19 protein-coding genes are annotated in these 24665 nt (G+C 71.9%); 3 read left to right on the top strand and 16 right to left on the bottom strand.

The window, feature by feature from the left end; translation table 11 throughout:
* Positions 1 to 3: 3 nt before the first annotated feature.
* The 15 genes from OOK38_RS24690 to OOK38_RS24620 all read right to left on the bottom strand — a co-directional run bounded on the left by OOK38_RS24690 (position 4) and on the right by OOK38_RS24620 (position 17575).
* Positions 4 to 819, bottom strand: coding sequence for a nucleotidyltransferase domain-containing protein (locus OOK38_RS24690; RefSeq protein ID WP_323178823.1), 816 nt, complete (start codon positions 817 to 819; stop codon positions 4 to 6).
* A gap of 3 nt (positions 820 to 822) precedes the next feature.
* On the bottom strand, positions 823 to 1845 hold the full coding sequence (locus OOK38_RS24685) for an ADP-ribosylglycohydrolase family protein (RefSeq protein ID WP_266757085.1): 1023 nt from the start codon (positions 1843 to 1845) through the stop codon (positions 823 to 825).
* Complete coding sequence (locus OOK38_RS24680; RefSeq protein ID WP_266757086.1) at positions 1845 to 2600, bottom strand: NUDIX domain-containing protein; 756 nt, start codon at positions 2598 to 2600, stop codon at positions 1845 to 1847. Before OOK38_RS24680 ends, OOK38_RS24685 begins: the two co-directional genes overlap by 1 nt.
* A 180-nt stretch (positions 2601 to 2780) precedes the next feature.
* Positions 2781 to 4259 (bottom strand): MFS transporter, encoded by a 1479-nt coding sequence (locus OOK38_RS24675; protein WP_266757088.1) that lies wholly within the window; start codon positions 4257 to 4259, stop codon positions 2781 to 2783.
* 20 nt (positions 4260 to 4279) lie between these two features.
* Entirely contained in the window at positions 4280 to 4876 is a 597-nt protein-coding gene (locus tag OOK38_RS24670) for a TIGR03086 family metal-binding protein (protein WP_266757090.1), read from the bottom strand.
* Positions 4873 to 5862 (bottom strand): sigma-70 family RNA polymerase sigma factor, encoded by a 990-nt coding sequence (locus OOK38_RS24665; protein WP_266757092.1) that lies wholly within the window; start codon positions 5860 to 5862, stop codon positions 4873 to 4875. Before OOK38_RS24665 ends, OOK38_RS24670 begins: the two co-directional genes overlap by 4 nt.
* Positions 5863 to 6012: 150 nt before the next feature.
* Positions 6013 to 7230: a pseudouridine synthase gene (locus tag OOK38_RS24660; RefSeq protein ID WP_266757094.1), complete on the bottom strand. Its 1218-nt coding sequence runs from the start codon at positions 7228 to 7230 to the stop codon at positions 6013 to 6015.
* Complete coding sequence (gene scpB, locus OOK38_RS24655; protein ID WP_266757096.1) at positions 7230 to 7886, bottom strand: SMC-Scp complex subunit ScpB; 657 nt, start codon at positions 7884 to 7886, stop codon at positions 7230 to 7232. Before scpB ends, OOK38_RS24660 begins: the two co-directional genes overlap by 1 nt.
* A complete protein-coding gene (locus tag OOK38_RS24650) occupies positions 7883 to 8755 on the bottom strand; it encodes a ScpA family protein (protein ID WP_266765615.1) in 873 nt (290 codons plus the stop codon). Before OOK38_RS24650 ends, scpB begins: the two co-directional genes overlap by 4 nt.
* 711 nt (positions 8756 to 9466) lie before the next feature.
* A complete protein-coding gene (locus OOK38_RS24645; RefSeq protein ID WP_266757098.1) occupies positions 9467 to 10048 on the bottom strand; it encodes a hypothetical protein in 582 nt (193 codons plus the stop codon).
* Positions 10033 to 11160, bottom strand: coding sequence for a ParA family protein (locus OOK38_RS24640; protein WP_266757100.1), 1128 nt, complete (start codon positions 11158 to 11160; stop codon positions 10033 to 10035). Before OOK38_RS24640 ends, OOK38_RS24645 begins: the two co-directional genes overlap by 16 nt.
* 424 nt (positions 11161 to 11584) lie before the next feature.
* A complete protein-coding gene (ald, locus tag OOK38_RS24635) occupies positions 11585 to 12700 on the bottom strand; it encodes an alanine dehydrogenase (RefSeq protein WP_266765616.1) in 1116 nt (371 codons plus the stop codon).
* 171 nt (positions 12701 to 12871) lie between these two features.
* A complete protein-coding gene (locus OOK38_RS24630; protein ID WP_266757102.1) occupies positions 12872 to 14953 on the bottom strand; it encodes a tetratricopeptide repeat protein in 2082 nt (693 codons plus the stop codon).
* A gap of 216 nt (positions 14954 to 15169) precedes the next feature.
* Positions 15170 to 15796 (bottom strand): NUDIX hydrolase, encoded by a 627-nt coding sequence (locus tag OOK38_RS24625; protein WP_266757104.1) that lies wholly within the window; start codon positions 15794 to 15796, stop codon positions 15170 to 15172.
* Between the two features lie 111 nt (positions 15797 to 15907).
* Positions 15908 to 17575 (bottom strand): CTP synthase, encoded by a 1668-nt coding sequence (locus OOK38_RS24620; RefSeq protein ID WP_266757106.1) that lies wholly within the window; start codon positions 17573 to 17575, stop codon positions 15908 to 15910.
* Between the two features lie 542 nt (positions 17576 to 18117).
* Between OOK38_RS24620 and OOK38_RS24615 the strand changes: the two genes are divergently transcribed.
* The 3 genes from OOK38_RS24615 (at position 18118) to OOK38_RS24605 (ending at position 23141) form a co-directional block, all read left to right on the top strand.
* Positions 18118 to 19920, top strand: a complete 1803-nt coding sequence (locus OOK38_RS24615; protein ID WP_266765617.1) for a glycoside hydrolase family 15 protein — start codon at positions 18118 to 18120, stop codon at positions 19918 to 19920.
* 109 nt (positions 19921 to 20029) lie between these two features.
* Positions 20030 to 21421: an FAD-binding oxidoreductase gene (locus OOK38_RS24610; protein ID WP_266757108.1), complete on the top strand. Its 1392-nt coding sequence runs from the start codon at positions 20030 to 20032 to the stop codon at positions 21419 to 21421.
* A gap of 91 nt (positions 21422 to 21512) precedes the next feature.
* The gene (locus OOK38_RS24605) at positions 21513 to 23141 is read left to right on the top strand and encodes a PucR family transcriptional regulator (protein WP_266757110.1); all 1629 of its coding nucleotides are present in this window, start codon (positions 21513 to 21515) and stop codon (positions 23139 to 23141) included.
* Positions 23142 to 23160: 19 nt separating this feature from the next.
* Here OOK38_RS24605 and OOK38_RS24600 read toward each other — a convergent pair whose 3' ends face one another.
* Complete coding sequence (locus OOK38_RS24600) at positions 23161 to 24297, bottom strand: glycosyltransferase family 4 protein (protein ID WP_266757112.1); 1137 nt, start codon at positions 24295 to 24297, stop codon at positions 23161 to 23163.
* Positions 24298 to 24665 lie beyond the last annotated feature (368 nt).

Genomic DNA, 24665 nt, shown 5'->3' with positions numbered 1-24665 from the left:
GCCTCAGCGCTCCAGGGCGCCGACGGTGTCCTCCGGCCCCCGGGTGCCCTCCGGGCCTCCCCGGACGCCGTCCAGGCGGACCCTGACGACGAAGGCGTGCAGAGCGTCGTGCGCGGAGGGGGCGTCCGGCAGCGCTGAGGCGTCCTGCGCCTCGTCGAGGAGCGCGTGCAGCCGCTCCACGTCCTCCTCCACGCGTGTGCGGAGGACGTCCGCGGCCCCGTGCTCCCGTTCCGCCTTCGCGGCGATCAGGTCCGGCAGATACGCGGGAGACGCGACCTGCCCGGCCAGCGTCGGCAGGTCCGCCTGAACCTCGCCGCTGCGCATGAGGTGGATGCCGGTGAGCAGCACACGGAAGGTGTAGAGCAGCGGCTTGAGTTCGCCGGTCTTCTCGAAGAGCCGCCACTGCGTGGTCGCGAACCCCCGGTAGTGGTGGGCGTGATGGCGGGTGAGGACCCCGGGGACGAGCGAGATCAGCTCACGGTGTTCGTCGCCGGTGCGCACGACGAGCGGCGAGAGCAGCTGCTCCAGCACATAGCCGTTGCGCCGCAGCATCAGCCGGACGAACTTGCGCAGGTCGTGGGTGACCAGGTCCATCTCGACGCCGTCCCGGAACCACATGCGCGACCGGGTCTCCTCCGGCTCGCGCAGCCCGACCAGGTCCGCCGTCGGCAGCAGATGGACACCGCGCAGGTCGACGTCGGAGTCGCGCGAGGGGAAGCCGTACAGGTGCGCCCCGGAGACGGTGGCGAAGAGCACGGGGTCGGGCTGTTCGCCCACCACGCTCGCGAGGTCGGTGCCGAAACCGAGGACGTCTGTCATCCCTCAAGCGTCCCAGAGGGCCCCCAGCGCCATGAGGTCGCCCTGGTACTCGATGCGGTCGGCCCAGGACGTCGGCCAGGCCTCCGAGCCGTGGTAGGCGCCCGCGAACGCCCCGGTCAGGCAGGCGATGGAGTCGGAGTCGCCCGAGGTGCAGGCGGCCCGGCGCAGCGCGGTGACGGGTTCGTCGACGAACAGCAGGAAGCACAGCAGGCCGGTGGCGAGCGCCTCCTCGGCGACCCAGCCCCCGCCGGTGGCCATGCAGGGGTCGGTCTCGGGCGAGACGGTCCGCACGGCGTGCCGGAGGTTGTCCAGGACGTCGAGGCACTCGTCCCAGCCGCGGGAGATGTACTGCTCCGGTGTGGCGTCCTCGCTGAAGGACCAGAGGTCGCCGAGCCAGCGGGAGTGGTAGCGGTGCCGGTTCTCGTACGCGTACGAGCGCAGCCGGCCGACCAGTCCCATCGGTTCGACGCCCTGGGTGAGCAGCCAGATCGCGTGCGCGGTGAGGTCCGCGGCGGCGAGCGCGGTGGGGTGGCCGTGGGTCAGCGCGGCCTGGAACTGCGCGGCGCCCGCGCGCTGTTCGTCACTGAGCCCGCGGACGAGTCCGACGGGCGCGACGCGCATGTTGGCGCCGCAGCCCTTGGAGCCGATCTGGCTGGCCTCCTGCCAGCGGCGCTTCTCGTTCTTGAGGAGGTTGCAGGCGACGAGACACGTCCGGCCGGGGGCACGGTTGTTCTCGGGCGACTGGTACCAGGCCACGAACTCCTGTCGCACCGGCCGTTCCATCGGCAGCGGGCCGAGCAGACCGCGGTTCATCGCCGTGCGCAGCCCCCGCGCCAGCGCCAGCGTCATCTGGGTGTCGTCGGTGACGATCGCGGGCCGGGGCAGCGCCATCCGCCGCCAGGGGCCGCACTTGTCGAGGATGGCGGGCACGGAGTTGAACTCGGTGGGGAATCCGAGCGCGTCACCGAGGGCCAGGCCTATGAGGGAACCGGTGGCGGCGCGCTTCGCGAGGGTCGTGGTGGTCATCAGGGCCGTCCTTCCGAGGTGGGACGCAGCAGGGGTGGGTGCAGGGTTTTGGCGCCGCCCGCGCGGTAGACGGCGGCGGGCTTGCCGCGGCCGCCCGTGAGGCGCGCGGCGCCGGGGACCTGTTCGACGAATCCGGGCGTGGCGAGGACCTTGCGCCGGAAGTTGGGCCGGTCGAGCGCGGTGCCCCACACGGTCTCGTAGACCTGCTGCAGCTCGCCGAGGGTGAACTCGGGCGAGCAGAAGGAGGTGGCGAGACAGGAGTACTCCAGCTTGGAGCCCACGCGTTCGTGGGCGTCGGCGAGGATCCGGTCGTGGTCGAAGGCGAGCGGATCGAGCGCGTTGAACCGCAGCCACTGGGCCTGCGCCGCGTCGCCGCCGCCGCGCGGCTCGGGAGCGTCCGGCAGCAGCGCGGCGAACGCGACGGAGACGATCCGCATGCGGGGGTCGCGGTCGGGTTCGCTGTAGGTGCGCAGCTGCTCCAGGTGGAGTCCCGAGGTGTCCGACAGCCCGGTCTCCTCGGCGAGTTCGCGGCGGGCCGCCGCCTCCGCGGACTCGTGCGGCAGCACGAAGCCGCCGGGCAGCGCCCAGCGGCCGGCGTAGGGCTCCTGGCCCCGTTCGACGAGCAGCACCTGCAGCACGCCCGCGCGCACGGTCAGGACGGCCAGGTCGACGGTGACGGCGAAGGGCTCGAAGGCGTACTTGTCGTACCCCTCGGGCGCCGTGCCGCCCGGCGCGCGGCCTTCTTCTGTCGCCACACCCCACCCCCTTTATGGTCAGCCTGACTATGGTCAGTACGACTATAAAGGGGGCGGGAGGGCGCCAACAAGGTTCTCAACCGGGGAAGTTGCGGTTTCTCGGACCCGCCGCGAGAAAATTGTCCGCGCGTGCGGCGGGGGCGGCGGAAGGTGTTCCGCCACGGGCGGAGACCGTCCGGATCAGCCCTGGACCCGGGCGCGCGACACCTCCGGACGCCGGACCTCGGCACGGAGCGCGTCCGGACCCTGTGCCCGAGCGTGCGCCGGAGCGAGAGCGGCCACGAGCGCCCCCACGGCCGCGACGCCCGCCGAGACCCACAGCGCCGGACCGCAGCCGTCGACGAAGTCCGCCGCCGAGCCGTAGCCCCCGAAGCCCGTGAACACGGCCGCGGCGACGGCGACTCCGAAGACTCCGCCCAACTCGCGCAGCGCGTTGTTGACGCCGGCCGCGACGCCCGCGTCGGCGGGCGGCACCGACGAGGTCACGGCGTTCGCGACGGTGGGGAAGACCATCGAGATACCGACGCCCGCGACGATCAGCGGCAGCACCAGCCGTCCGTAGCCGACGCCGGGCTGCACCTGCCACGCCAGCAGCCCGAGGCCGGCCGCCTGGAGCACGAGTCCCCCGAGCATGAAGGGCCGGTTCCCGAACCGGTCGGCGAGGGCGCCCGCGATCGGTGCCACCAGCAGCGGCATGCCGGTCCACACCAGGATGCGGACGCCGGCCTGCAACGGCGAACTCCCGAGGCCGAGCTGGAACAGCTGCGTGATCATGAAGAGGGAGCCGAGCAGCGACATGAACGTCAGAAAGGCGACGCCGTTGGCGGTGGAGAACGCACGCCTTCGGAAGTACCCGAGGGGCAGCATCGGGTAGCGCGCCCGCGACCGCTCCCAGCCGAGGAAGGCCGCCACGAAGACGACTCCGACGGCCAGTGCGCCCAGCACTTCGGCGCTCCCCCAGCCCGCCTGCGGGGCCCGCACCGGCGCCCAGGCGAGGCCGGTCAGCCCGACGGCGACCAACAGCAGCCCCACGACGTCGAGTTGCGGACGCGGGCCGTGGCTCTCGCGCAGTTTCAGTGCGGCCAGGGGCAGCATCACCAGCCCGGTCGGCACGTTCAGCCAGAAGATCCACTGCCAGGACAGGCCCTCGGTGACGGCGCCGCCGAGCACCGGCCCGGCCGCGACGCCGAGGCCGGTCACCCCGCCCCAGACCCCGATGGCGACGCCCCGCTTCTCGGCCGGGAACGCCTCGCTGATCAGGGTCAGGGTGAGCGGCAGCAGGACGGCGGCGCCGGCACCCTGGAGCACCCGCGCGGCGATCAGCTGGCCCGGCCCGGCGGCCAGCGCCGCGAGGGCCGAGGCCAGGGTGAACACGGCGAGCCCGGCGACGTACATCCGCCGCCGCCCGAAGCGGTCGCCCAGCGCGGCACCGGTCAGGGTGAGACAGGCGAAGACGAGGTTGTACGCGTTGATCGTCCACTCCAGGTCGGACAGGCTCGCCCCGAAGTCGGCCCGCAGGGCGGGCAGCGCGGTGGCCACGACGACCACGTCGAGGGAACAGAGCAGCGCCCCCAGTCCGGCCAGGACGACGGTCCACACACGGCGTGCGGGCACGGCGGACGGCTGCTGGACGGGGGCGCGTGCGGTGGTGTCGGTCATGACGGTTCCTTCCGTGAGGATCACTCACGGAAGACGGACCGGGCCCGCGCCGAAAAGGAATCGCGGCCGGGGCGCCGTCCCAGGAACGCGAGGAGCACGTCGCCGGGCCGGGCCGGCACCGGTACGCCGACCGGGTCGGCGAAGCGCACACCGCGGTCGGCGTCCACGACCACGGTGCGCGCGACGGGCAGCAGCTCCACGGCGAGCCCGGACGGGATCGGCCGCGCCCGCCCGCAGGCACGGGCGACGTCCCAGCCGTGCACCGCGATCTCCAGGGCGCCGACGGCCGCCAGCAGCCCCGCGTCCATGGACCGGTCCCCCACGGCCGAGGAGGGCTGCGCGGCGGCGGACACGGCCGCCCAGGCACCGAGGAGGGCACGGGCCCGCTCGCGGAAGGCGCACACCGGATCGGCGGCGGGCGGGCCCGGACACAGCCCGACCCGCCCGTCCGCGACGCCTTCGTACAGCGCGTCCACCGAGTCGTCGAGGTGGCGGAGCAGCTCCCCCAGGTCCCACTCGGCACAGGGCGTCGGCCACCCCAGGCCCTCCCGCGGCACCTCGGCGACGCTGCCCAGCGCGTACGCGAGCGACCGTTCCAGGAGCTCTCCCGGGTTCACGGGAGGATCCGGGGCAGGTCGAAGCCGGCGAACAGCCCCGGATCCAGGAAGACGGTGAGCCGCGCGATACCGCGCTCCTCGACGGTGAGCACCTGCACGGAGTGCGCCCGGAGCACTCCGTCGACCCCGCGCTCGTACGCCGCCACCGCGGGCTGCCCGTTGGCCCGCACGGGCACCATGCGGATCCAGCCGGCCTCGCGTCCGGAGAGCACCCGCACCCGCAGGAACCGCAGGACGTCCTTCCGGCCGCTGAACCATTCCAGGTGGGGCGGCATCTCCAGCTCGACCCCGTCCCGCAGCAGCCCCAGCAGCGACTCCATGTCGGCGTTCTCGAAGGCACTCATGTAGCGGTCGAGGAGTTCACGGTCGTCGGTCCCTTCGGGCTCGACCACCAGGTCCTCCTCCGGGGCGACCTCGTCGAGCCGGGCACGCGCGCGCTGGAGAGTGCTCTTGACCGCCGCGGTCGAGGTGTCCAGCAGGGTGGCGACCTCGGACGCCCGCCAGGCCAGGACGTCCCGCAGGATGAGCACGGCCCGCTGCCGCGCGGGCAGGTTCTGCAGCGCGGCGACCAGGGCGAGCCGCAGGCTTCCGCGCGCCGCGACGACCGTCGCCGGGTCGACGAGCGTGTCGGGCAGCGGCTGGAGCCAGGGAATGTCCGTCGCCGGGGCCCGCAGAGGCTCCTCGGGCGCGTCTCCCGGCCCGCCGAGCCCGGTGGGCAGCGGACGGCGCCCCCGCCCCTCCAGCGCCGTCAGGCACGTGTTGGTGGCGATCCGGTAGAGCCAGGTGCGCAGGCTCGCCCGGCCCTCGTACCTCTCGTAGGACCGCCAGGCCCGCAGATACGTCTCCTGGACGAGGTCCTCCGCGTCGTCGACCGAGCCGAGCATGCGGTAGCAGTGGGCGAGCAGCTCCCGCCGGTACGGATCGGTCAGCCGGACGAACTCGTCGCGGTCCGTCGTCGCGGTCATCGCCGCTCCCTTCGTTCGCACCGGGGCGCCTCGGAGCGCACCGGTGGTCCGTTCACGGGTACAGACCGGCGGGACGCCGAGAACGAATCGGCCGGCCCCGGAGAAGTTCCGGGACCGGCCGTCGTACGCGTGGGGCGTCCAGGGGCTGCGAGAGCCGCGGGGACTCCGGGGCTAGAGGCCGACCTCGGCCATCAGCATGCCGACCTCGGTGTTCGAAAGGCGGCGCAGCCAGCCGGACTTCTGGTCGCCCAGGGTGATCGGGCCGAAGGCGACGCGCACCAGCTTGTCGACCGGGAATCCGGCCTCGGCGAGCATGCGGCGCACGATGTGCTTGCGGCCCTCGTGCAGGGTCACCTCGACGAGGTAGTTCTTGCCGGTCTGCTCGACGACGCGGAAGTGGTCCGCCTTGGCGTACCCGTCCTCCAGCTGGATGCCGTCCTTGAGCCGCTTGCCCAGGTCGCGCGGGATCGGGCCGACGATGTGCGCGAGGTAGACCTTCTTCACGCCGTACTTCGGGTGCGTCAGCCGGTGCGCCAGCTCGCCGTGGTTGGTGAGCAGGATGACACCCTCGGTCTCGGTGTCGAGCCGCCCCACGTGGAAGAGCCGCGTCTCGCGGTTCGTCACGTAGTCGCCCAGGCACTGACGGCCCTCGTTGTCCTCCATGGTGGAGACGACACCGGCGGGCTTGTTCAGCGAGAAGAACTGGTACGACTGCGTCGCGACGGTCAGCCCGTCGACCTTGATCTCGTCCTTCTCGGTGTCGACGCGCAGACCCTGCTCCAGGACGATCTGGCCGTTGACCTCGACCCTGGCCTGCTCGACCAGCTCCTCGCAGGCGCGCCGGGAGCCGTAGCCCGCTCGCGCGAGGATCTTCTGCAGGCGCTCGCCCTCCTGCTCGGCGCCCGGGAAGGTCTTGGGCAGCTTGATCTCCGGCTTGCCCGCGTACCGGTCCCGGTTGCGCTCCTCGGTCCGCGTCTCGTACTCGCGGGAGCGCGAGGGCTCCGTCCGGCCGGTGCGCTGCTGACCCTGCTTGGGGCCGCCCTTGGCACCACCGCGCGCCGAGGCTCCGCGACCGGACTTCGGGCCTTCGTGCGTGCCCCCGGGTCCTACGTCGTAGCGACGCTCCTCGGGACGGGGCTTGCTGGGACGCTTCGGCTGATCGTCGCGCCCTGCCGCCGCGCTCCTCGGCTGGGAGCCGCTCCCGCCGGTGCCACGCGAGCCGCCGCCCCCGCCGCTGCCGCGCGAGCCGCCGCCTCCGCCCCCACGCGGGCCGCCGCCCCCGCCGCTGCCCCGCGGGTTGCCGCTGCCACGGGAGCCACTGCCCCCGCCGGTTCCCCGCGGGTTACCGCGCCCGCTGTTCCTGCCACTGCCGCTGCCACTGCTTCGCATCAAAGTTCCGTCGTCGTCGTGTCGTCTGCATCTGCATCCGGTGCATCCGGATCGAACGACGGGACCCCTTCCAGCGTCTCGGCCTCGATCGCGTCCGCCTCGGGGAGGAAGGGCGCGAGCTCCGGGAGCTCGTCCAGACCGCGCAGGCCCATTCGCTCCAGGAAGTAGTTCGTCGTCGTGTACAGGATCGCACCTGTTTCGGGTTCCGTGCCCGCCTCCTCGACCAGACCCCGCTGGAGGAGGGTGCGCATCACGCCGTCGCAGTTGACTCCGCGGACCGCCGAGACCCTTGATCGGCTGACCGGCTGACGGTACGCGACGACGGCGAGCGTCTCCAGGGCCGCCTGGGTGAGCCGGGCCTGCTGACCGTCCAGGACGAAGCGTTCGACGGCACTCGCGTACGCGGGACGCGAGTAGAAACGCCAGCCGCCCGCGATCAGCCTGAGCTCGAAACCGCGGCCCTGGACGGTGTACTCGTCGGCCAGCGCGCGCAGCGCGTCCGCGATCTGCCGCTTCGGCCGCTCGAGAATCTTGGCGAGGTGCTCCTCGGTGGCCGGCTCGTCCACCACCATCAGGACGGCCTCCAGGGCGGGCCTGAGATCGAGGTCGGCGACGGTGCGCGGCCCCGCGGGGGTGTCGGTGGTCTCCTCGCTCACGCCTTCTCCTCCTTGGTCCCGCGCCCTGCCTCGTCCTTCACCGCTTCCGCGGGCCGGTCGAACTCGTCGGTCACCCTCGGCCGGTCGTCGCCCTCCCCGCCCGTCCAGCGCACCATCAGGTCCCCGAGGGCCTCCTCCTGGTCCAGGGCGACGGCCTTCTCGCGGTAGAGCTCCAGCAGGGCCAGGAACCGGGCGACCACGGTGAGGGTGTCGTCGGTGTCCTCGACGAGCGAGCGGAAGCTGGCCTCGCCGAGTTCCCGGAGCCGCGCCACCACGATCCCGGCCTGCTCCTGCACGCTGACGAGCGGCGCGTGGATGTGGTCGACGTACACCTGCGGCTTGGGCCTCGGCTGCATCGCCTTCACGGCTAGCTTCGCGAACCCCTCCGCCCCGATGCTGATGACGACCTCGGGCAGCAGTTCGGCGTGATGCGCCTCGAGCCCGACGGTACGGGGATAGCGGCGGGCCTCCTCCTCGAGCCGCGCGTTGAAGATGTCCGCGATCTGCTTGTACGCGCGGTACTGGAGCAACCGGGCGAACAGCAGGTCCCGCGCCTCCAGGAGGGCCAGGTCGGCCTCGTCCTCGACCTCGGCGGTCGGGAGCAGCCGGGCCGCCTTCAGATCGAGCAGCGTCGCCGCGACGACCAGGAACTCGGTCGTCTGGTCGAGGTCCCAGTCCGGGCCCATCGCCCGGATGTGCGTCATGAACTCGTCGGTGACCTTGGACAGCGCCACTTCGGTGACATCGAGCTTGTGCTTGGAGATCAGCTGGAGCAGGAGATCGAAGGGGCCTTCGAAGTTCGAGAGCCGCACCTTGAAGACACCGTCACCGGACTCACCGGGAGCGCCGTCGGAGACCTCCGCGGACACCCCGGCCGGGCCGGCCGGAGTCCCGGGCACCCCTGGGCCGTCCCCCGGCGTCTCGGGCAGCTCGACCGGTGCGTCCGGCCCCGCGTATCGCTCCGTGCCCTCTCCGGGCGCCCGGAACAGCCCTGCCGTCTCCCCCGGCGACCTGACGGCCCCCGCGGACCCCGGAGCGGCCTCAGCGGCCTCTCCAGGCGCCTGCGACCACGCGACCGGACCCGCGGACGCCTCGGACGCCTCCATGACCCCTGCGGGCATCGCAGACGGCTCGGCACCGCCCTCAAGGGGCGTCTCGGACGCCTCAGCGGCCTCCGCGGGCGCCGCGGACAGCCCGGCGCCGCCCTCTACGGGCGTCGCGGACGGCTCGGCAACCTCCGCGGCCGTCGCGGACAGCTCAGCGCCCTCCGCGGGTGTCACAGACGGCTCGGTGCCCTCCGCGGGCGTCGCAGACAGCCCGGCGCCGCCCTCCGCGGGCGTCTCGGACGGCCCGGCAACCACCTCCGCGGCCGTCGCGGACAGCTCAGCACCCTCCGCGGGTGCCCTTGACGGCTCGGCGCCCTCTCCGGGCGGCTCGGCGGGTGCCTCCGGCAGGTCGGCGGATACCTCGGACGGCTCGGACGGTGCCGTCCCCGGCCCGCGCCCCAGCGCACGCCGACGACCGCCGGAGGCGGCGGACGGGGGCGGGACGTTCGAGGTCATAGCCGTCGCAGGCTACCGCTACCGCCCGCGCAGACGTCGTACGAGGATGCTCGCGTCCCCGCGGGATTCCAGATCGGCGAGGACCACCGCGACCGCCTCACGGACGATCCGCCCGCGGTCCACGGCGAGCCCGTGCTCACCGCGGAGCACCAGGCGCGCGTGCTCGAGGTCCATCAGCTCCTCGGCGGACACGTACACCGTGATCTTCTCGTCGTGCCGCTCCCGCCCGCTGGGCCGGCGGTTGGCGGCCCGCCCGCGTTTGCGGGACGACTGCACGGAGGTGGCGGGGGCGGCAGAACCTTCCTGCGCCGGCTGACGCCGCCCCGAACGATCCGGGGCGCCGCCCCGGCTGCGGGACTCTCCCGCGTCGGACGACTCGGCGTCGGAGGCGACGTGTTCGTCGCCCTCGCCGTCACCGCCCCGGACCGGCACCGACTGGGGCCCGTCCTCCCCGGCGGCCGCCGCGTCGCTCTCGCCGGCCGGAGCCGGCACCCGGGCCTCACCGTTGGTCCGGCGCGAGGGCGTGGACGACTGGAGCGCCATTCCCCCGGTGGTACGGAACAGTTCGTCGGCCCCCGGCAGACTCACTCGGCGTGACACCGGGCGAGCACCTCCCTGGCGAGCTGGCGATAGGCGGCGGCACCGACGGAGTTGGAGGCGTAGGTGGTGATCGGCTCACCGGCGACCGTGGTCTCCGGGAAGCGGACGGTCCGGCCGATCACGGTGTGGTAGACGTGATCGTCGAAGGCCTCGACGACGCGTGCGAGCACCTCACGGCTGTGCACCGTGCGGGAGTCGTACATCGTGGCGAGGATGCCGTCGAGCTCCAGCTCGGGGTTGAGCCGCTCCTGGACCTTCTCGATGGTCTCGGTGAGCAGGGCGACACCGCGCAGCGCGAAGAACTCGCACTCCAGCGGCACGATCACCTTGTGGGCCGCCGTCAGCGCGTTCACGGTGAGCAGGCCGAGCGAGGGCTGACAGTCGATCACGATGTAGTCGTAGTCGGCCATCAGCGGCTTCAGGGCGCGCTGCAGCGTGGACTCGCGGGCGACCTCGCTCACCAGTTGCACTTCGGCGGCGGACAGGTCGATGTTGCTGGGCAGCAGGTCCATGTTCGGGACCGCCGTCTTCAGGAGCACGTCGTCGGCCGCCATGCCCCGCTCCATGAGCAGGTTGTAGACGGTGAGGTCGAGCTCCATCGGGTTGACGCCGAGACCCACGGACAGCGCGCCCTGCGGGTCGAAGTCGACGAGCAGCACCCGGCGTCCGTACTCCGCGAGCGCGGCCCCCAGGTTGATGGTCGACGTGGTCTTGCCCACGCCGCCCTTCTGGTTGCACATCGCGATGATCGTCGCGGGGCCGTGGCTGGTCAGCGGACCCGGGATCGGGAAGTAGGGCAGCGGGCGCCCCGTCGGGCCGATGCGCTCACGGCGCTGGCGGGCCGCGTCGGGCGCGAGCGTGGCCGCGTACTCCGGATCGGGCTCGTACTCGGCGTCGGGGTCGTAGAAGTGCCCCTCGGGCAGTTCGTCGTAGTCGGCGAAGTGGGTGTGGTTCTCGCCACTTCCGTTGCCGGCCATGGCGTTCACGTGATGGCCATCCATGCTCGGGTGTGCTGTCTGAGTCATCCGGGGACTCTGGTGGGCTGCGAAGGTGCGGACAGCGACGGAGCCGACAGCCTCGAGCCCCGTGGGGCTCTGGCCCCGCGCCGGCATTCCTGGTTGACCACCCCCGGGAGTAAATGTCGACTCATTCACAAGTCGTCTTACCTCCTTGGTGACCAGGAAACTTCTAGATAGGTCAGCGTGGCACCATGCCGACGATTGGCGACTCTATGGCGTGTCACCGCTCCGCAGCAACACAATCCGCCGGACCCGACCCGATGTGTCGGCAACCGAACACCCCTCTGTCAAGGGCGTAAGGCCGTCGCACGGCAGGTTTCACCGGTGTGCGAATCGGTTGAAGAGTTACGTTCGCGGCGAGTTGAACGAGTGTCGCAAAGTGACCCGACACACACCCGGCCGGACCTTGTCGGGCAAGGTCCGGCCGGGTACACGGTGTTGACGACCTGTGTTGACGTATCGCCTTTTGTCGGCCAGGAGTCGGCCGGAATGTCGACTCCTGGAGCCGCCTGGGGTCTCAGCCGAGCAGGGTCTCGAGCTCGACGTGCTCCAGTCCGTGCGCCTCGGCGACCTCGCGGTAAACAACCTTGCCGTCATGGGTGTTGAGGCCCTTGGCCAGCGCGTTGTCACGGCGCAGGGCCTCGACCCAGCCGCGGTCGGCGAGCTCGACGATGTACGGCAGCGTGGCATTGGTCAGCGCGTACGTCGAGGTGTTGGGCACCGCGCCGGGCATGTTGGCGACGCAGTAGAAGACCGAGTTGTGGACCGGGAAGGTCGGCTCGGCGTGCGTGGTCGGACGCGAGTCCTCGAAGCAGCCGCCCTGGTCGATCGCGATGTCGACAAGGACACTTCCGGGCTTCATCCGCGCGACGAGCTCGTTGGTGACCAGCTTCGGAGCCTTGGCGCCGGGGATCAGGACGGCCCCGATCACGAGGTCGGCCTCGAGGCAGGCCTTCTCCAGCTCGAAGGAGTTGGACATGACGGCCTTGACCTTCGTGCCGAAGATCTTGTCGGCCTCGCGCAGCTTGTTGATGTCGCGGTCGAGCAGCGTCACCTCGAAGCCCATGCCGATGGCGATCTGCGCGGCGTTCCAGCCGGAGACGCCACCGCCGATGACGACGGCCTTGGCCGGCAGCACGCCCGGGACACCGCCGGGCAGAACGCCGCGGCCGCCGTTGGCGCGCATCAGGTGGTAGGCGCCGACCTGCGGGGCGAGACGGCCCGCGACCTCGGACATCGGGGCGAGCAGCGGCAGCGCGCGGCTGGGGAGCTCGACGGTCTCGTACGCGATCGCCGTGGTGCCGGACTCCAGGAGGGCGTCCGTGCACTCCTTGGAAGCGGCCAGGTGCAGGTAGGTGAAGAGCGTCTGGTCCTTGCGGAGCCGGTGGTACTCCTCCGCGATGGGCTCCTTGACCTTCAGCAGCAGGTCGGCGGTGGCCCAGACCTCGTCGGCGGTGCCGAGGATCTGCGCTCCGGCGAAGACGTACTCCTCGTCCGTGATCGAGGAGCCGACGCCGGCGTTCTGCTCGACGAAGACCTGGTGGCCGTGGCGCACCAGCTCGTGCACGCCGGCGGGGGTGATGGCCACCCGGAACTCGTTGTTCTTGACCTCGCGGGGGATGCCGACCTTCACGTCGATCACGGTCCTTGACTCAGAGGGCTCTGGGGCTGTGCATGCCGAGGCGACGCAAGCCAGGCAATGCATGTCATACCCGACGTACGGGAGCACACCGGGAAACACCACGGAAGAACGCGGCGGAGCCAGTCTAATGAAGGGATTCTCTCTGTCTAGCCTTTCAATGCATCAATCTTCAGCGGATGCACTGCGGATTTCGCAGGCATTAGCGTCGTGTTCCATGCCGGATGCACTCTCAGGGAGCTCATCTCCCAGCATGCGCTCGGCCGCCGCGCGGTGCAGCCGGGCGGCGGCGGGGTCGCCGAGCCGGTCCAGGGTGTCGGCCAGCCTGAGCTGCAACGCGGCCTGCAGGCGTACGTCGTCCGCGCGGCGCGCCCACTCGACGGCCTCCTGGCAGGTGCGCAGCGACTCCTCGGGCCGTCCCGCGTACTCCTGGACGCGCGCCATCTCGCTCAACGCCCTTGCCTGGGCGGCGACATCGCCGTTCTTGCGGTGTCCCGCGACGGCGGCGCGCCAGTTGACCAGCGCCTCGCCGTAGCGGCCCGCGTAGGTGTGCACGGTGGCGATGCGCCCGTACAGCCGGGCGGCGTCCACGCGCTCCCCCCGTGCGAGCCGCTGGGCGAGCGCCCTGCCGTACCAGTCGGCGGCCCGGTCGTAGTCGCCGAGCTCCTGGTGGGCGCCGCCTACGGATTCCATCGCGCGGCCGGTCGCGTACGGGTCGTTCGCCTCGCGTCCGGCGTCGAGCGCGGCCCGGTAGCGGGCGAGGGCGTCGGCCGTACGGCCGGTCTGCGCGTCCAGGTCGGCGAGATTGAGCAGGGCCGCGGCCTTCTCGCGGGGCAGATTCCGGCGCTCGGCGACGTCCAGGACGAGACGGTGGATCCCGTACAGCTCGGGCGCCGCGGCCTGGGTGCCGAAGTGGACGACCATCGCCCGCACGAGGGCGGCCATCAGCCGTCGGGCGAGGGTGTCCAGCTCCCCGTCGGCGACCGCCAGCCGGGCCGAGGCGAGCAGCGCGGGCTGCCGGACGCGCAGCCAGTCCTCGGCCGCCCGGGGGCTGGGGAAGCGCAGGGCACGCGGCATTCCGGCGAGTTTCTCGCGGGCGGGCGAGCTGTCGGTCTCGGTGATGGCGCGGCAGGACACCAGCAGCCGCACGGTCCGCTCCAGCATCCGGGCACGGGCCAGCTGCACCTCGGCGGGCCGGTCGTGGGCCTCGACCAGCGTCTGGAGGGCGGGCAGGAGGCAGCCGGGGACCTCGTACTGCGGCAGCGGCGACGGAATCGCCCGCAACAGGCCGAGGGCGACGAAGTCGTCCAGCGTCGTCTGCGCCGCCTGGACCGAGCAGCCGGCCAGCGCGGAGGCGGTGTGCGGGTCGACGAGGCCCGCGGGGGCGAGCGACAGCAGTCGCAGTATCCGCGCGGCGCTGCTCGGCAGCGAGGCGTACGCATGCCGGAAGACCCGGGCCAGCGGTGTGCCGTCCTCGCCCTCGGTGCGCAGCTGTTTGGCGAGGTCGGCGACGGCGGAGGCGGGGCGCGCGGCGAGCCAGCCGCCGGCCAGGACCAGTGCGGTGGGCTGACCCGCGCACAGTTCGACCAGCCCTTCGGCGGCGAGCGGATCGACGGTGATGCGCACCGAACCGGTGAAGTGGCCGAGGAGTTCGAGGGCGGACTTGGTGTCCAGGCCGCCGAGGGTGCAGGGGCGGACGTCCGCGATACCGGTCAGCGGCCCGCCGGAGACGGCGATGACCAGGCATTCCGGGGAGTCGGGCAGCAGCGCGTCGACCTGTCCGGCGTCGGCCGCGTCGTCGAGCAGGAGCACCGCCCGGCGGACGGCGAGGGCCTCGCGCAACCGCTCGCCGAGGTCGTCGGCCCCGGCGCCGGGGGGTGTGGCCAGCCCGAGGGCGGTGAGCAGTTCCCGCGCGGTGGCCTCGGTGGGCACCGGGGTGCCGTCGGGTTCGGTGAGCCGGGCCCGCAGGAGGCCGTCGGGGTAACTCTCGGCGACCTGCGCGGCGAGCTGAGCGGCGAGCGCGGTGCGGCCGGAGCCGGGCTTGCCCGCGATGAGCAGCACCCGCGCCCGTGGTGCCTTGCGGCCGGAGAGGGTGTCGAGGCCCGCGCGCTCGATGTCCGCCCGGAGTTCCTTCAACTCTCTTGTACGGCCCAGGAACTGACTCTTCGTAGGAGCGGACCCGGCAGCCGGGCGCTGCCCCTTGGCCGACACCTTGGTGCCGCCGTCGTCCACCGCCTGATCCGTCACGGGCCACGCTCCCGTTCCACTGCGCGCGCAAGCCCGCCGGGACTCCGGTTCGGGCGTTTCCAGAGCCTAGTTCACGCTCTGCGACGATCCGGGTGGAGCGCGGCGGAGACGTCCCCCGATCGGATCAAGAGATCGTAGGACCGGCACCCCCCGGACGGGCGCACGGTGGCCCGTCCGGGGTGGGGCGGAGAGACGGCGGATGCCGCGAGGAGCGGGTCAGGCCTCGAAGGGGCGCGCGGGCCACGGCGCCTCGGCCGGGCGCAGCGCGTCCAGTCCGTCGCCCTGCCGCGCGGCGAGGAGCGAGAGGGCGCCCACGACCAGGCAGTTGTTGTGCAGCTCACCGGCGAGCACCCCGCGGACGAGTTCGTCGAGGGGGACGCGGGCCAGCTCCATGTCGGCCTCCTCGTCCTCGACGTCGAACCGCTCACCCTCCGCCGCGGAGAGGTCACGGGCCAGGAAGATCCGGACGGCTTCGTCGCAGCCGCCGGGCGTGGTGTAGACGTCGGTCAGCACGCGCCAGCTCTCCGCCTTGACGTGCGCCTCCTCGTAGAGCTCGCGCTGCGCGGCGTGCAGCGGGTTCTCACCGGGGATGTCGAGCAGGCCCGCCGGGATCTCCCACAGCTTGTGGCGCACGGGGTGGCGGTACTGGCGCAGGACCAGGACACGGCCCTCGTCGTCGAGGGCGAGGACCGCCACGGAACCCGGGTGCACCTGGTAGTCGCGGCGCACGACCGATCCGTCGGGCATGACCACGTCGTCGGTGCGCACCGAGGTCTTGTTGCCCTTGAAGGGGGTCTCGGTCGCCCGGACCTCCCACTCCTCGGGGGTGTCCTTGATCGTCATGGCCTGTCCTCCCACACGCGCAAAAAGAAACCGGTCCGGTGACGGAACCGGGGCACGCGCCCGGCGGGAGAACCCGCGGACACGCACCCCGATCACCGTACAGCCCTGGTGCTACTTGCCCGTCTTGCGCTCCACCGCGGCCTTGACCAGGCCCGCGAAGAGCGGGTGCGGCCGGGTCGGACGCGAGCGCAGCTCGGGGTGCGCCTGGGTCGCGACCAGGTAAGGGTGGACATCGCGCGGGTACTCGACGTACTCGACGAGCTTGCCGTCCGGGGAGGTGCCGGAGAACTGCAGACCGGCCTTCTTCTCCAGCTCGGCGCGGTAGGCGTTGTTCACCTCGTAGCGGTGCCGGTGGCGCTCCTCGACGTACTCCTTGCCGTCGTACACCTCGCGCACGATCGAGCCCTCGGCGAGCTTGGCCGGGTACATGCCGAGGCGCATGGTGCCGCCCATGTCGCCCTCGCCCGCCACGATGTCGAGCTGCTCGGCCATCGTGGAGATGACCGGGTGGCCGGTGCCGGAGTCGAACTCGGTGGAGTTGGCGTCCGGGATGTCGGCCAGGTTCCGCGCCGCCTCGATCACGATGCACTGCAGGCCGAGGCAGAGGCCGAGCAGCGGGATCTTGTTCTCGCGGGCGTACTGGATCGCGCCGACCTTGCCGGACACACCGCGGTCGCCGAAGCCGCCGGGGATACAGATCGCGTCCACGTCACCGAGCTGCTTGGCCGCGCCCGCGGGGGTCTTGCAGTCGTCCGACGTGACCCACTTGATCTTGACGCGGGCCTTGTTGGCGAACCCGCCGGCGCGCAGCGCCTCGGTGACCGAGAGGTAGGCGTCGGGCAGGTCGATGTACTTGCCGACCAGAGCCATGTTGATCTCGTGGACGGGGTTGTGGACGCGGTCGAGCAGGTCGTCCCAGGTCGTCCAGTCCACGTCACGGAAGGGCAGGTCCAGCTTGCGGACGACGTAGGCGTCCAGGCCCTCGGTGTGCAGGACCTTCGGGATGTCGTAGATCGACTTGGCGTCGATCGCGGCGACCACGGCGGCCTCGTCGACGTCGCACATCAGCGAGATCTTGCGCTTGATGGCGGTGGGCACCTCGCGGTCGGCCCGCAGCACGATCGCGTCCGGCTGGATACCGATGTTGCGCAGCGCCGCGACCGAGTGCTGCGTCGGCTTGGTCTTCAGCTCGCCGGACGGGCCGATGTACGGGAGGAGCGAGATGTGCACGACGAACACGTTGTCGCGGCCGACCTCGTGACGGACCTGGCGGACCGTCTCCAGGAAGGGCAGCGACTCGATGTCGCCGACCGTGCCGCCGACCTCGGTGATGACGACGTCGACGTCGTCGGTGGCCATACGGCGGATACGGTGCTTGATCTCGTTGGTGATGTGCGGGATGACCTGCACGGTGTCACCGAGGTACTCGCCGCGCCGCTCCTTGGCGATGACGGTGGAGTACACCTGTCCGGTGGTCACGTTGGCCGAGCCGTCCAGGTCCACGTCGAGGAAACGCTCGTAGTGACCGATGTCCAGGTCCGTCTCGGCGCCGTCGTTGGTGACGAACACCTCGCCGTGCTGGAACGGGTTCATGGTGCCCGGGTCTACGTTCAGGTACGGGTCGAGCTTCTGCATCGTGACCCGCAGACCGCGGGCCTTGAGCAGCGCGCCCAGGCTGGAGGCGGTCAGCCCCTTGCCGAGAGAGGAGGCGACACCCCCGGTGACGAAGATGTGCTTGGTCGTCGTGGCTGTGCTGTTTCGAAAAGCACTGGGCGGCATGGCCAAGAGGGGGCTCCCGTGGTCGCGGTCTGGGGTGCGTGCCGGCGTGGATTCCGGAGAATTTCCGGAGGTGCCGTCGCTGCGGTTCGGGGGTTTCTTGCCCACCGGTCCACGGGCTACCAGGGTATCAGCGACAGAACGAGACCGCTTCCGGCCACGCTCCGCGCACACCTGGGCACACACCTCGCACACCGCTCACTCGATCGGCTCAGCCGGGTTGCCCGGAGCGGCACGCGGATCTTCCACGTGCGTCGTATCCTGCTCGGACACTCGCTGCCGAGCCTGTCCGGCGCACGGCACCATCCCCGTTCGTACCCCGGAACAAAGAGGGCTTGTCAGTTCGTTTCGAGACGAGATTCGCAACGCCCATCGCACCGACAACTGACGTTTCGCAGCGACGCACGACCGACGTCCCCACCATCGACGTTCCGCAGTTACCGACCTTCCCCATTGCCTACTGTTCCGCAGTACCTACGTTCCCTTTGACCGCAAGAGCGACCGCCCCGCGAAGGGGCGACGTGGCCGTTCGACTGGAGATGCACGTGGCCGGGCGCATCGAGGACTACGCACTCATCGGAGACATGCAGACAGCCGCGCTGGTCTGCCGGGACGGCACAGTCGACTGGCTGTGCCTGCCCCGCTTCGACTCCCACGCCGTCTTCGCAGGACTGCTCGGCACGGAGGAACACGGATTCTGGCGGCTCGGACCCGCGCACGCGTCCGACGCCGAACCGCCCACGGCGGCGCGCCGCCGGTACCGCGGCGACTCGCTGATTCTCGAATCCGAATGGGACACCCCGCGCGGCACGGTCCGGGTGACCGATTTCATGCCGCCGCGTGACGGCGCCCCGCAGCTGATCCGGATCGTCGAGGGCGTCACGGGCCGGGTGCCGATGCGCTCCGCGCTGCGGATGCGTTTCTCGTACGGCCGCGTGGTGCCCTGGGTGCACAAGCACGAGGGCCGCACGGTCGCCGTCGCCGGACCGGACTCGGTCTGGTTCGACACGGACTGTGAGACGTACGGCAAGGATCTGACCACGTACGCCGACTTCACGGTGGCGCCGGGTGACCGGATCGCCTTCACGATCTCGTGGGAGCCCTCGCACAAGGAGCCGCCGGCGCTGCCCGAGCCCGAGCAGTCCCTGGAGGCGACCGAGGACTTCTGGCGCGACTGGGTCGACCAATGTACGTACCACGGCCCCTACCGCGAGGCCGTGGTGCGCTCCCTGATCACGCTGAAGGCCCTGACGTACGCGCCCACCGGCGGCATCGTCGCCGCGCCGACCACCTCCCTCCCGGAGGAGATCGGCGGCGTCCGCAACTGGGACTACCGCTACACCTGGCTGCGCGACGCGGCCATCACCCTCTCCTCGCTGCTGCGCACCGGCTACCGCGAGGAGGCCCGCGCCTGGCGCGAATGGCTGCTGCGCGCGGTCGCGGGCGACCCGGAGAACCTCCAGATCATGTACGGCATCGCGGGGGAACGGGAGTTGGGCGAGGCCGAGCTCGACTGGCTTCCCGGGTACGAGGGTTCGGCGCCGGTCCGCGTCGGGAACGGCGCCGCGCACCAGCTCCAGCTCGACGTCTACGGCGAGGTCACCGAGGCCCTGCACCTGGCCCACATGACGGGCCTGTCCCGCAACGACTACGCCTCCCTGCTCCAGTTGAAGCTGATCCGCTACCTGGAGACCCACTGGGACCAGCCGGACGAGGGGATCTGGGAAGTCCGGGGTCCGCGGCGGCACTTCGTGCACTCCAAGGTGATGGCCTGGGTCGCCGTCGACCGCACCATCAAGCTCATCGAGTCCGGGGACGCGGACGGCCCGCTGGAGAAGTGGCGCGAACTGCGCGACGACATCCACCGGGACGTGTGCGAGAAGGGCTACGACAAGGAACGGAACACGTTCACGCAGTCGTACGGCTCGAGGGAACTCGACGCCTCGCTGCTGCTCATCCCGCAGATGGGCTTCCTGCCGCCGGACGACAAGCGCGTGATCGGCACCATCGAGGCGATCCAGCGCGAGCTGTCCACCTCCGACGGCTTCATCCTGCGCTACCCGACGGCCGGCGAGGACGCGGGCGTGGACGGCCTGGAGGGAGACGAGGGCGCCTTCCTCGCCTGCTCCTTCTGGATGGCCGACGACCTCGCGATGATCGGGCGGGTCGACGAGGCCCGCAAGCTCTTCGAGCGGCTGCTCGCCCTCCGCAACGACCTCGGGCTGCTGGCCGAGGAGTGGGACCCGCGTCTCCAGCGCCAGGTCGGGAACTTCCCGCAGGCCTTCAGCCACGTTCCGCTGATCGACACGGCCCTGCGGCTGACGGCGAGCGGGGCGTACGGCGGCTGAGCCGGCCCGGATCGGGCGCGCCGGGGCGGACTCGTCCCGGCGCGCCCGATCCGCCGCACCCGCCTAGCCTGGAAGGAGTCCTGTCCCCTCATGGAAGGGGGCGGCTGCCATGGCTCCCCTTTCGAAGGCGGGCGTGGCACTTGCCGCGTTCCGCGCCGATCTGTCCGGTGACGTGGTGACCCCCGACGATCCGGGGTACGACGAAACCCGGACGATCTTCAACGCGATGATCGACCGGCGGCCCGCCGTGATCGCGCTGTGCGAGGGCGAAGCCGACGTGATGCGTGCCGTGCGTTTCGCGCGTGCACTGGATCTGCCGATCGCGGTACGCGGCGGCGGCCACAGCGTCTCCGGCATGTCGCTCAACGACGGCGGCCTGGTCATCGACCTCACCAGGATGCACACGGTCACCGTCCACCCCGGCTCCGAGACCGTACGGGTCGAGGGCGGAGCCCTGATGAGCCATCTCGACCGGGCCACCCAGCCGTACGGCCTCGCGACCACCGGCGGCCGTGTCTCGACGACCGGCGTCGGCGGCTTCGTCCTCGGCGGCGGCAGCGGCTGGCTGGACCGGTCCCTCGGCCTCGCCGCCGACAACCTGCTCGGCGTCGAGCTGGTGACCGCCGACGGTTCGCCGGTGCGCGCCACCGACCAGGAGAACGCGGAGCTGTTCTGGGCCCTGCACGGCGGCGGCGGGAACTTCGGCGTCGCCACGGCGCTGACCCTCAAGCTGCACCCGCTGCCCGAGTTCTCGATCGCCCTGATGCTGTACCAGCCGGACACCGGTCCCGACGTGGTCCGCATCTACCGCGAGATCATCGAGAACGGGCCGCCGGAGGTGAGCGGCGGCATCATCTACCTGACCGGCCCGCCCGAGGAGTTCATACCCGAGCACCTGGTCGGCAAGCGGCTGTGCGGGGCGCTCGTCGCGTACGCGGGCGGCGAGGACGACATGCGCAAGGTCGCCCAGCCGCTGCTGGCCCTGCCGCACGAGGTCGAGATCGTCACCGCCCTGCCCTACGCCGACTTCCAGTGCATGCTCGACGACCCGCCCGGCATGCGGAACTACTGGTCGGCGGAGTACCTGACCGGCGCACCCGACGACTTCGTGGACGTCTTCTGCGCCCTCGGCGACGCCATGCCCGTGCCCACGGGCACCCAGCACGTGCTGTTCCCCCAGGGCGGCGCGATCGCCGCCGGACCGTCCCGTTTCCCCGTCCCCTACCGGGACGCGGCCTGGGCCGTGCACCCCTTCGGGGTCTGGGAGAACCCCGCCGACGACGAACGGTGCATCGACTGGGTCAGGAAGGTCCGCGCCGATGTCCAGCCGTGGAGCACCGGCGCGGTCTATCTGAACTTCATCGGGGACGAGGGCGCGGACCGCGTGGTGGCCGGCCTCGGCACCGAGAACCTCCGGCGGCTGGCCGCGGTGAAGTCCGAGTACGACCCGGACAACGTCTTCCGCTTCAACCACAACATCGCCCCGGTGGCGGCCGTCTGAGCGCGCCGCTCCCCGGCTCGCGCCGCCCGCGGCGGCTCTCGTCACCGGCCGGAGATGCCCCCGGAACCCGTCCGCGGGTAGCGTCCGCTGCATGGACAGCCGTTACGACACCCAAGGCGCCGGAATCACCGTGCAGCGGGCCCTTGAGCTGCCCGGGCTGCGCAGCGGGCTGCCGGAGATCATCGCGGGGGCCGACCGGCTGCAGCGGACCGTGCGCTGGGTGCACGCGGGCGAGGTACCGAACATCGCCTCGCTGCTCAAGGGCGGTGAACTGCTGCTCACCACGGGATACGGACTCGGCACCCGCCCGGCCGAACAGCGCGCGTTCGTCCGCACCCTCGCCGAGCGCGGTATCGCAGCGCTCGTCGTGGAACTCGGCCCACGCTTCGCCCGGCTGCCCGCCGCGCTCGTGGAGACGGCGAAATCCACCGGTCTGCCGCTGGTCCAGCTGCACCGCGAGGTGCCCTTCGTGACGGTCACGGAGGAGATCCACACCGAGATCGTCAACGGCCACTACGCGCTGCTCCAGCAGGCCGAGGAGGTGCACCGGCACTGCACCGAGGCCCTCCTCGGCGGCGGCGGAGTCCCCCAGGTCCTGCGCATTCTCGCCGACTTCAGCGGCAACCCGGTCTTCCTGGAGACGGCCGACGGGCAGCTCCTGTACGCCGCCGGGGCCGGCTCCGCGGGCGCCGACCCGCTGCAGGTCTGGGAGGGGCTGCGCGGCCAGCACAAGGAGGAGCCGCCCGCGGGGACCACCCTGGTGGACGTTCCCGGGGGCGGCCCGGGCACCGGTTCCGTACGGGCCCGGCTGGTTCTCCTGCCGGTCGGTGCCCCGGTCGCCCCGGTGCACCGGATCGCCGCCGAGCGGGCCGCCGGCATCCTGGCCGTCGTACTGATGCAGGCCCGCCAGGAGGAGGAACTCGCCGCGCGAGGGCGCGGCGACTTCCTCACCGACCTCGCCGAGGGCCGTATCGAGGCCGAGGACGCGCCCGCGCAGGCCCGTGTGCTCGGCTTCAAGCCCGGCGCCGGCCCGCTCCTGCCGGTCGTGATGCGACTCGCCGACGGCCTCGCCCCCGGGGGCGGCTGGGCGGTCCTGGCCCGCGCGGTCGCCGAGGAGCTGGCCTCGGTGGGTGTTCCGGTCCTGCTGGGCGTACGTCCCGTCGAGGGCCGTGTCCCGCTGCTGCTCGGCCTGCGCTCGGAGTCGGAACGGGGGGCCGTGGCGGACCGTGTCGCGGCGGCACTGCGCGCCGGTGTGGAGCGGGCGGGCATGCAGCGGCCCGGAGCGCAGCCGCCGGTGGTGGTGGTCGGGGTCGCGGGCGGCTGGGCGGCCGCGTCGGCGGGCCTGCGGCACGCGGCGGAGACGGCGACCGCTGCGCAGGGCCTGTCGGACCGCCCCTGGTACGACGCCCGCCGCCTGGACATCGACCTGCTGCTGTGGCGGCTGCGCGAACACCCCGACCTGGCCGCCTTCGTGGACCGCGCGATCGGCCCGCTCCGCGACCACGACAACCGCTCCAAGCCGCCGCTGCTTCCCACCCTGCAGACGTACCTGGCGCACGCGGGGCGCAAGGCGGAGACCGCCCGCGAGCTGCATCTCAACCGGCAGACCCTCTACAACCGCCTCGCCAGGATCGGTGAGTTGCTGGGCACAGACCTCGACGACCCGCAGACGGTACTGGCGTTGAGCCTGGCGCTGCGGGCGCGCAGGCACGTTCCCTAGCCGGCGGCTGGTGCCCGGGTCAGCCCAGCGGCCGGGGCTGGGTCAACTCGTCGTAGACGCTCAGCACTTGGGCGACCGTCTCGTCCTCGGTCGGCCAAGTGGCGGCCTGCCAGGCACCCTTCTCGCGCAGGGCTTCCTGGCGCGCCGGGTCGGCGAGCAGTCGTACGACGGCGTCGGCGAGCGCCTTCGCGTTCCCGTACGGGACGAGTTCGGCCGCGTCGCCGACCATTTCGGGGATGCCCCCGACCGCGGTGGCGACAAGCGGCACGCGCGCGTGGAGGGCCTCCTGCACCAGCACCGAGCGTGACTCCCATCTGCTCGGCAGCAGCGCGAGGTCGGCGGCGGCGAGCAGCTCCGTGATGTCGTCGCGCCGCCCGATGAGCCGGACCGGCAGTTCCTCGTCCTCGATCCGGCGCTGGAGAACGGCGCGCAGCGGCCCCTCCCCCGCGATGACCAGCAGCGGAACGGGATCGAGGCGGCACCACGCACGCGCGGCGTCGAGCAGGGTGTGGTAGCCGCGGTGCCGGTCGAGCGAACCGACCGCCATCAGCAACGGACGGTCGGTCGAGCCGAGTTCGGCCCGCGCCTTGTGCCGGAACCGGTCGGGCTCCACGGGCTCGACGGGCGGGCGCGGCGCGGGAAGCGCTACGGCGGCGAACCGCGCGTCGCGGGCTCCCCTGCTGCGGGCCCGGTCCACCAGGTCGGACGAGGTCCCGAGCACCACGGCGGCGGCCCTGGCGACCCGCCGCTCGAGGAGCCGCAGCACATGGGCCCGAGCACCGTCGGCCTCCGAACGCGTGTGCCAGGTGACGACGAGCGGAACGCGCCGCCCGCTGAGTGCCAGGGTCGCCCGCAGCGCCGCGTGCAGCCCGTGCGCATGCACGAGATCGGCGTCCGCGCAGGCCGCCCGCAGCGCGGACACGGAGGCGGGATCGCTGCTGCGGGGCACGGGAACGTGGTGCGCGCCCACCCCGGTGAACCCGTACACGCGATCCGCCTCGGTGGGAGAGCACACGGTGACCCGAACCCCCCGGGCGACCAGACCCGAGGCCAGCGACCGCACATGCCCGCTGCTGCCCGCGCTTCCGCCGCCGAGCACCTGCACGGTGCGCAGCGGCGACTGGCCGTGCGGTGAGTGGCTGCTCACGTGGCTCACGTGGCCAGGGCTCCTGGGTCGGCGTCGGACGGTCGCGAAGAAACGTACAGAAGGATCGGGCTGAGGGGGTGTACCGGACGTCGTGCACCGCGTACTCCGCCAAGGATGCCAGGCCGCACGGACGTTCCGGCACCGCCATCGCGACGAGGGCACGTCAGACGGGGCAACTCGGCGACGACGGTCACCCGCACGAGTGAGGAATAGGCCATTCTGGGGAGGTCCGAACCACAACAGGACCCACCCGGCACACCCCTGACCCCCCGTACATCGCGAGCCACCCCACCACCCAAGAGCCACCAGCCCACCGCGAACCACTCCAACACCCAAGAGCCACCCGCCCAGCGCGAGCCACTCCAGCCGCCAAGACG

It is taken from the genome of Streptomyces sp. NBC_00568 (assembly GCF_026341855.1).
GTDB lineage: Bacteria > Actinomycetota > Actinomycetes > Streptomycetales > Streptomycetaceae > Streptomyces.
The sequence above is the reverse complement of the archived record's forward strand: the minus strand, read 5'-3'. Positions and strand labels throughout refer to the sequence as shown.

Coding starts and splice junctions, on each gene's coding strand:
- OOK38_RS24690 (WP_323178823.1), bottom strand. CDS start 819: ATGACAGACGTCCTCGGTTTCGGCACCGACCTCGCGAGCGTGGTGGGC.
- OOK38_RS24685 (WP_266757085.1), bottom strand. CDS start 1,845: ATGACCACCACGACCCTCGCGAAGCGCGCCGCCACCGGTTCCCTCATA.
- OOK38_RS24675 (WP_266757088.1), bottom strand. CDS start 4,259: ATGACCGACACCACCGCACGCGCCCCCGTCCAGCAGCCGTCCGCCGTG.
- OOK38_RS24660 (WP_266757094.1), bottom strand. CDS start 7,230: ATGCGAAGCAGTGGCAGCGGCAGTGGCAGGAACAGCGGGCGCGGTAAC.
- OOK38_RS24640 (WP_266757100.1), bottom strand. CDS start 11,160: ATGCCGGCGCGGGGCCAGAGCCCCACGGGGCTCGAGGCTGTCGGCTCC.
- OOK38_RS24625 (WP_266757104.1), bottom strand. CDS start 15,796: ATGACGATCAAGGACACCCCCGAGGAGTGGGAGGTCCGGGCGACCGAG.
- OOK38_RS24620 (WP_266757106.1), bottom strand. CDS start 17,575: ATGCCGCCCAGTGCTTTTCGAAACAGCACAGCCACGACGACCAAGCAC.
- OOK38_RS24610 (WP_266757108.1), top strand. CDS start 20,030: ATGGCTCCCCTTTCGAAGGCGGGCGTGGCACTTGCCGCGTTCCGCGCC.
- OOK38_RS24605 (WP_266757110.1), top strand. CDS start 21,513: ATGGACAGCCGTTACGACACCCAAGGCGCCGGAATCACCGTGCAGCGG.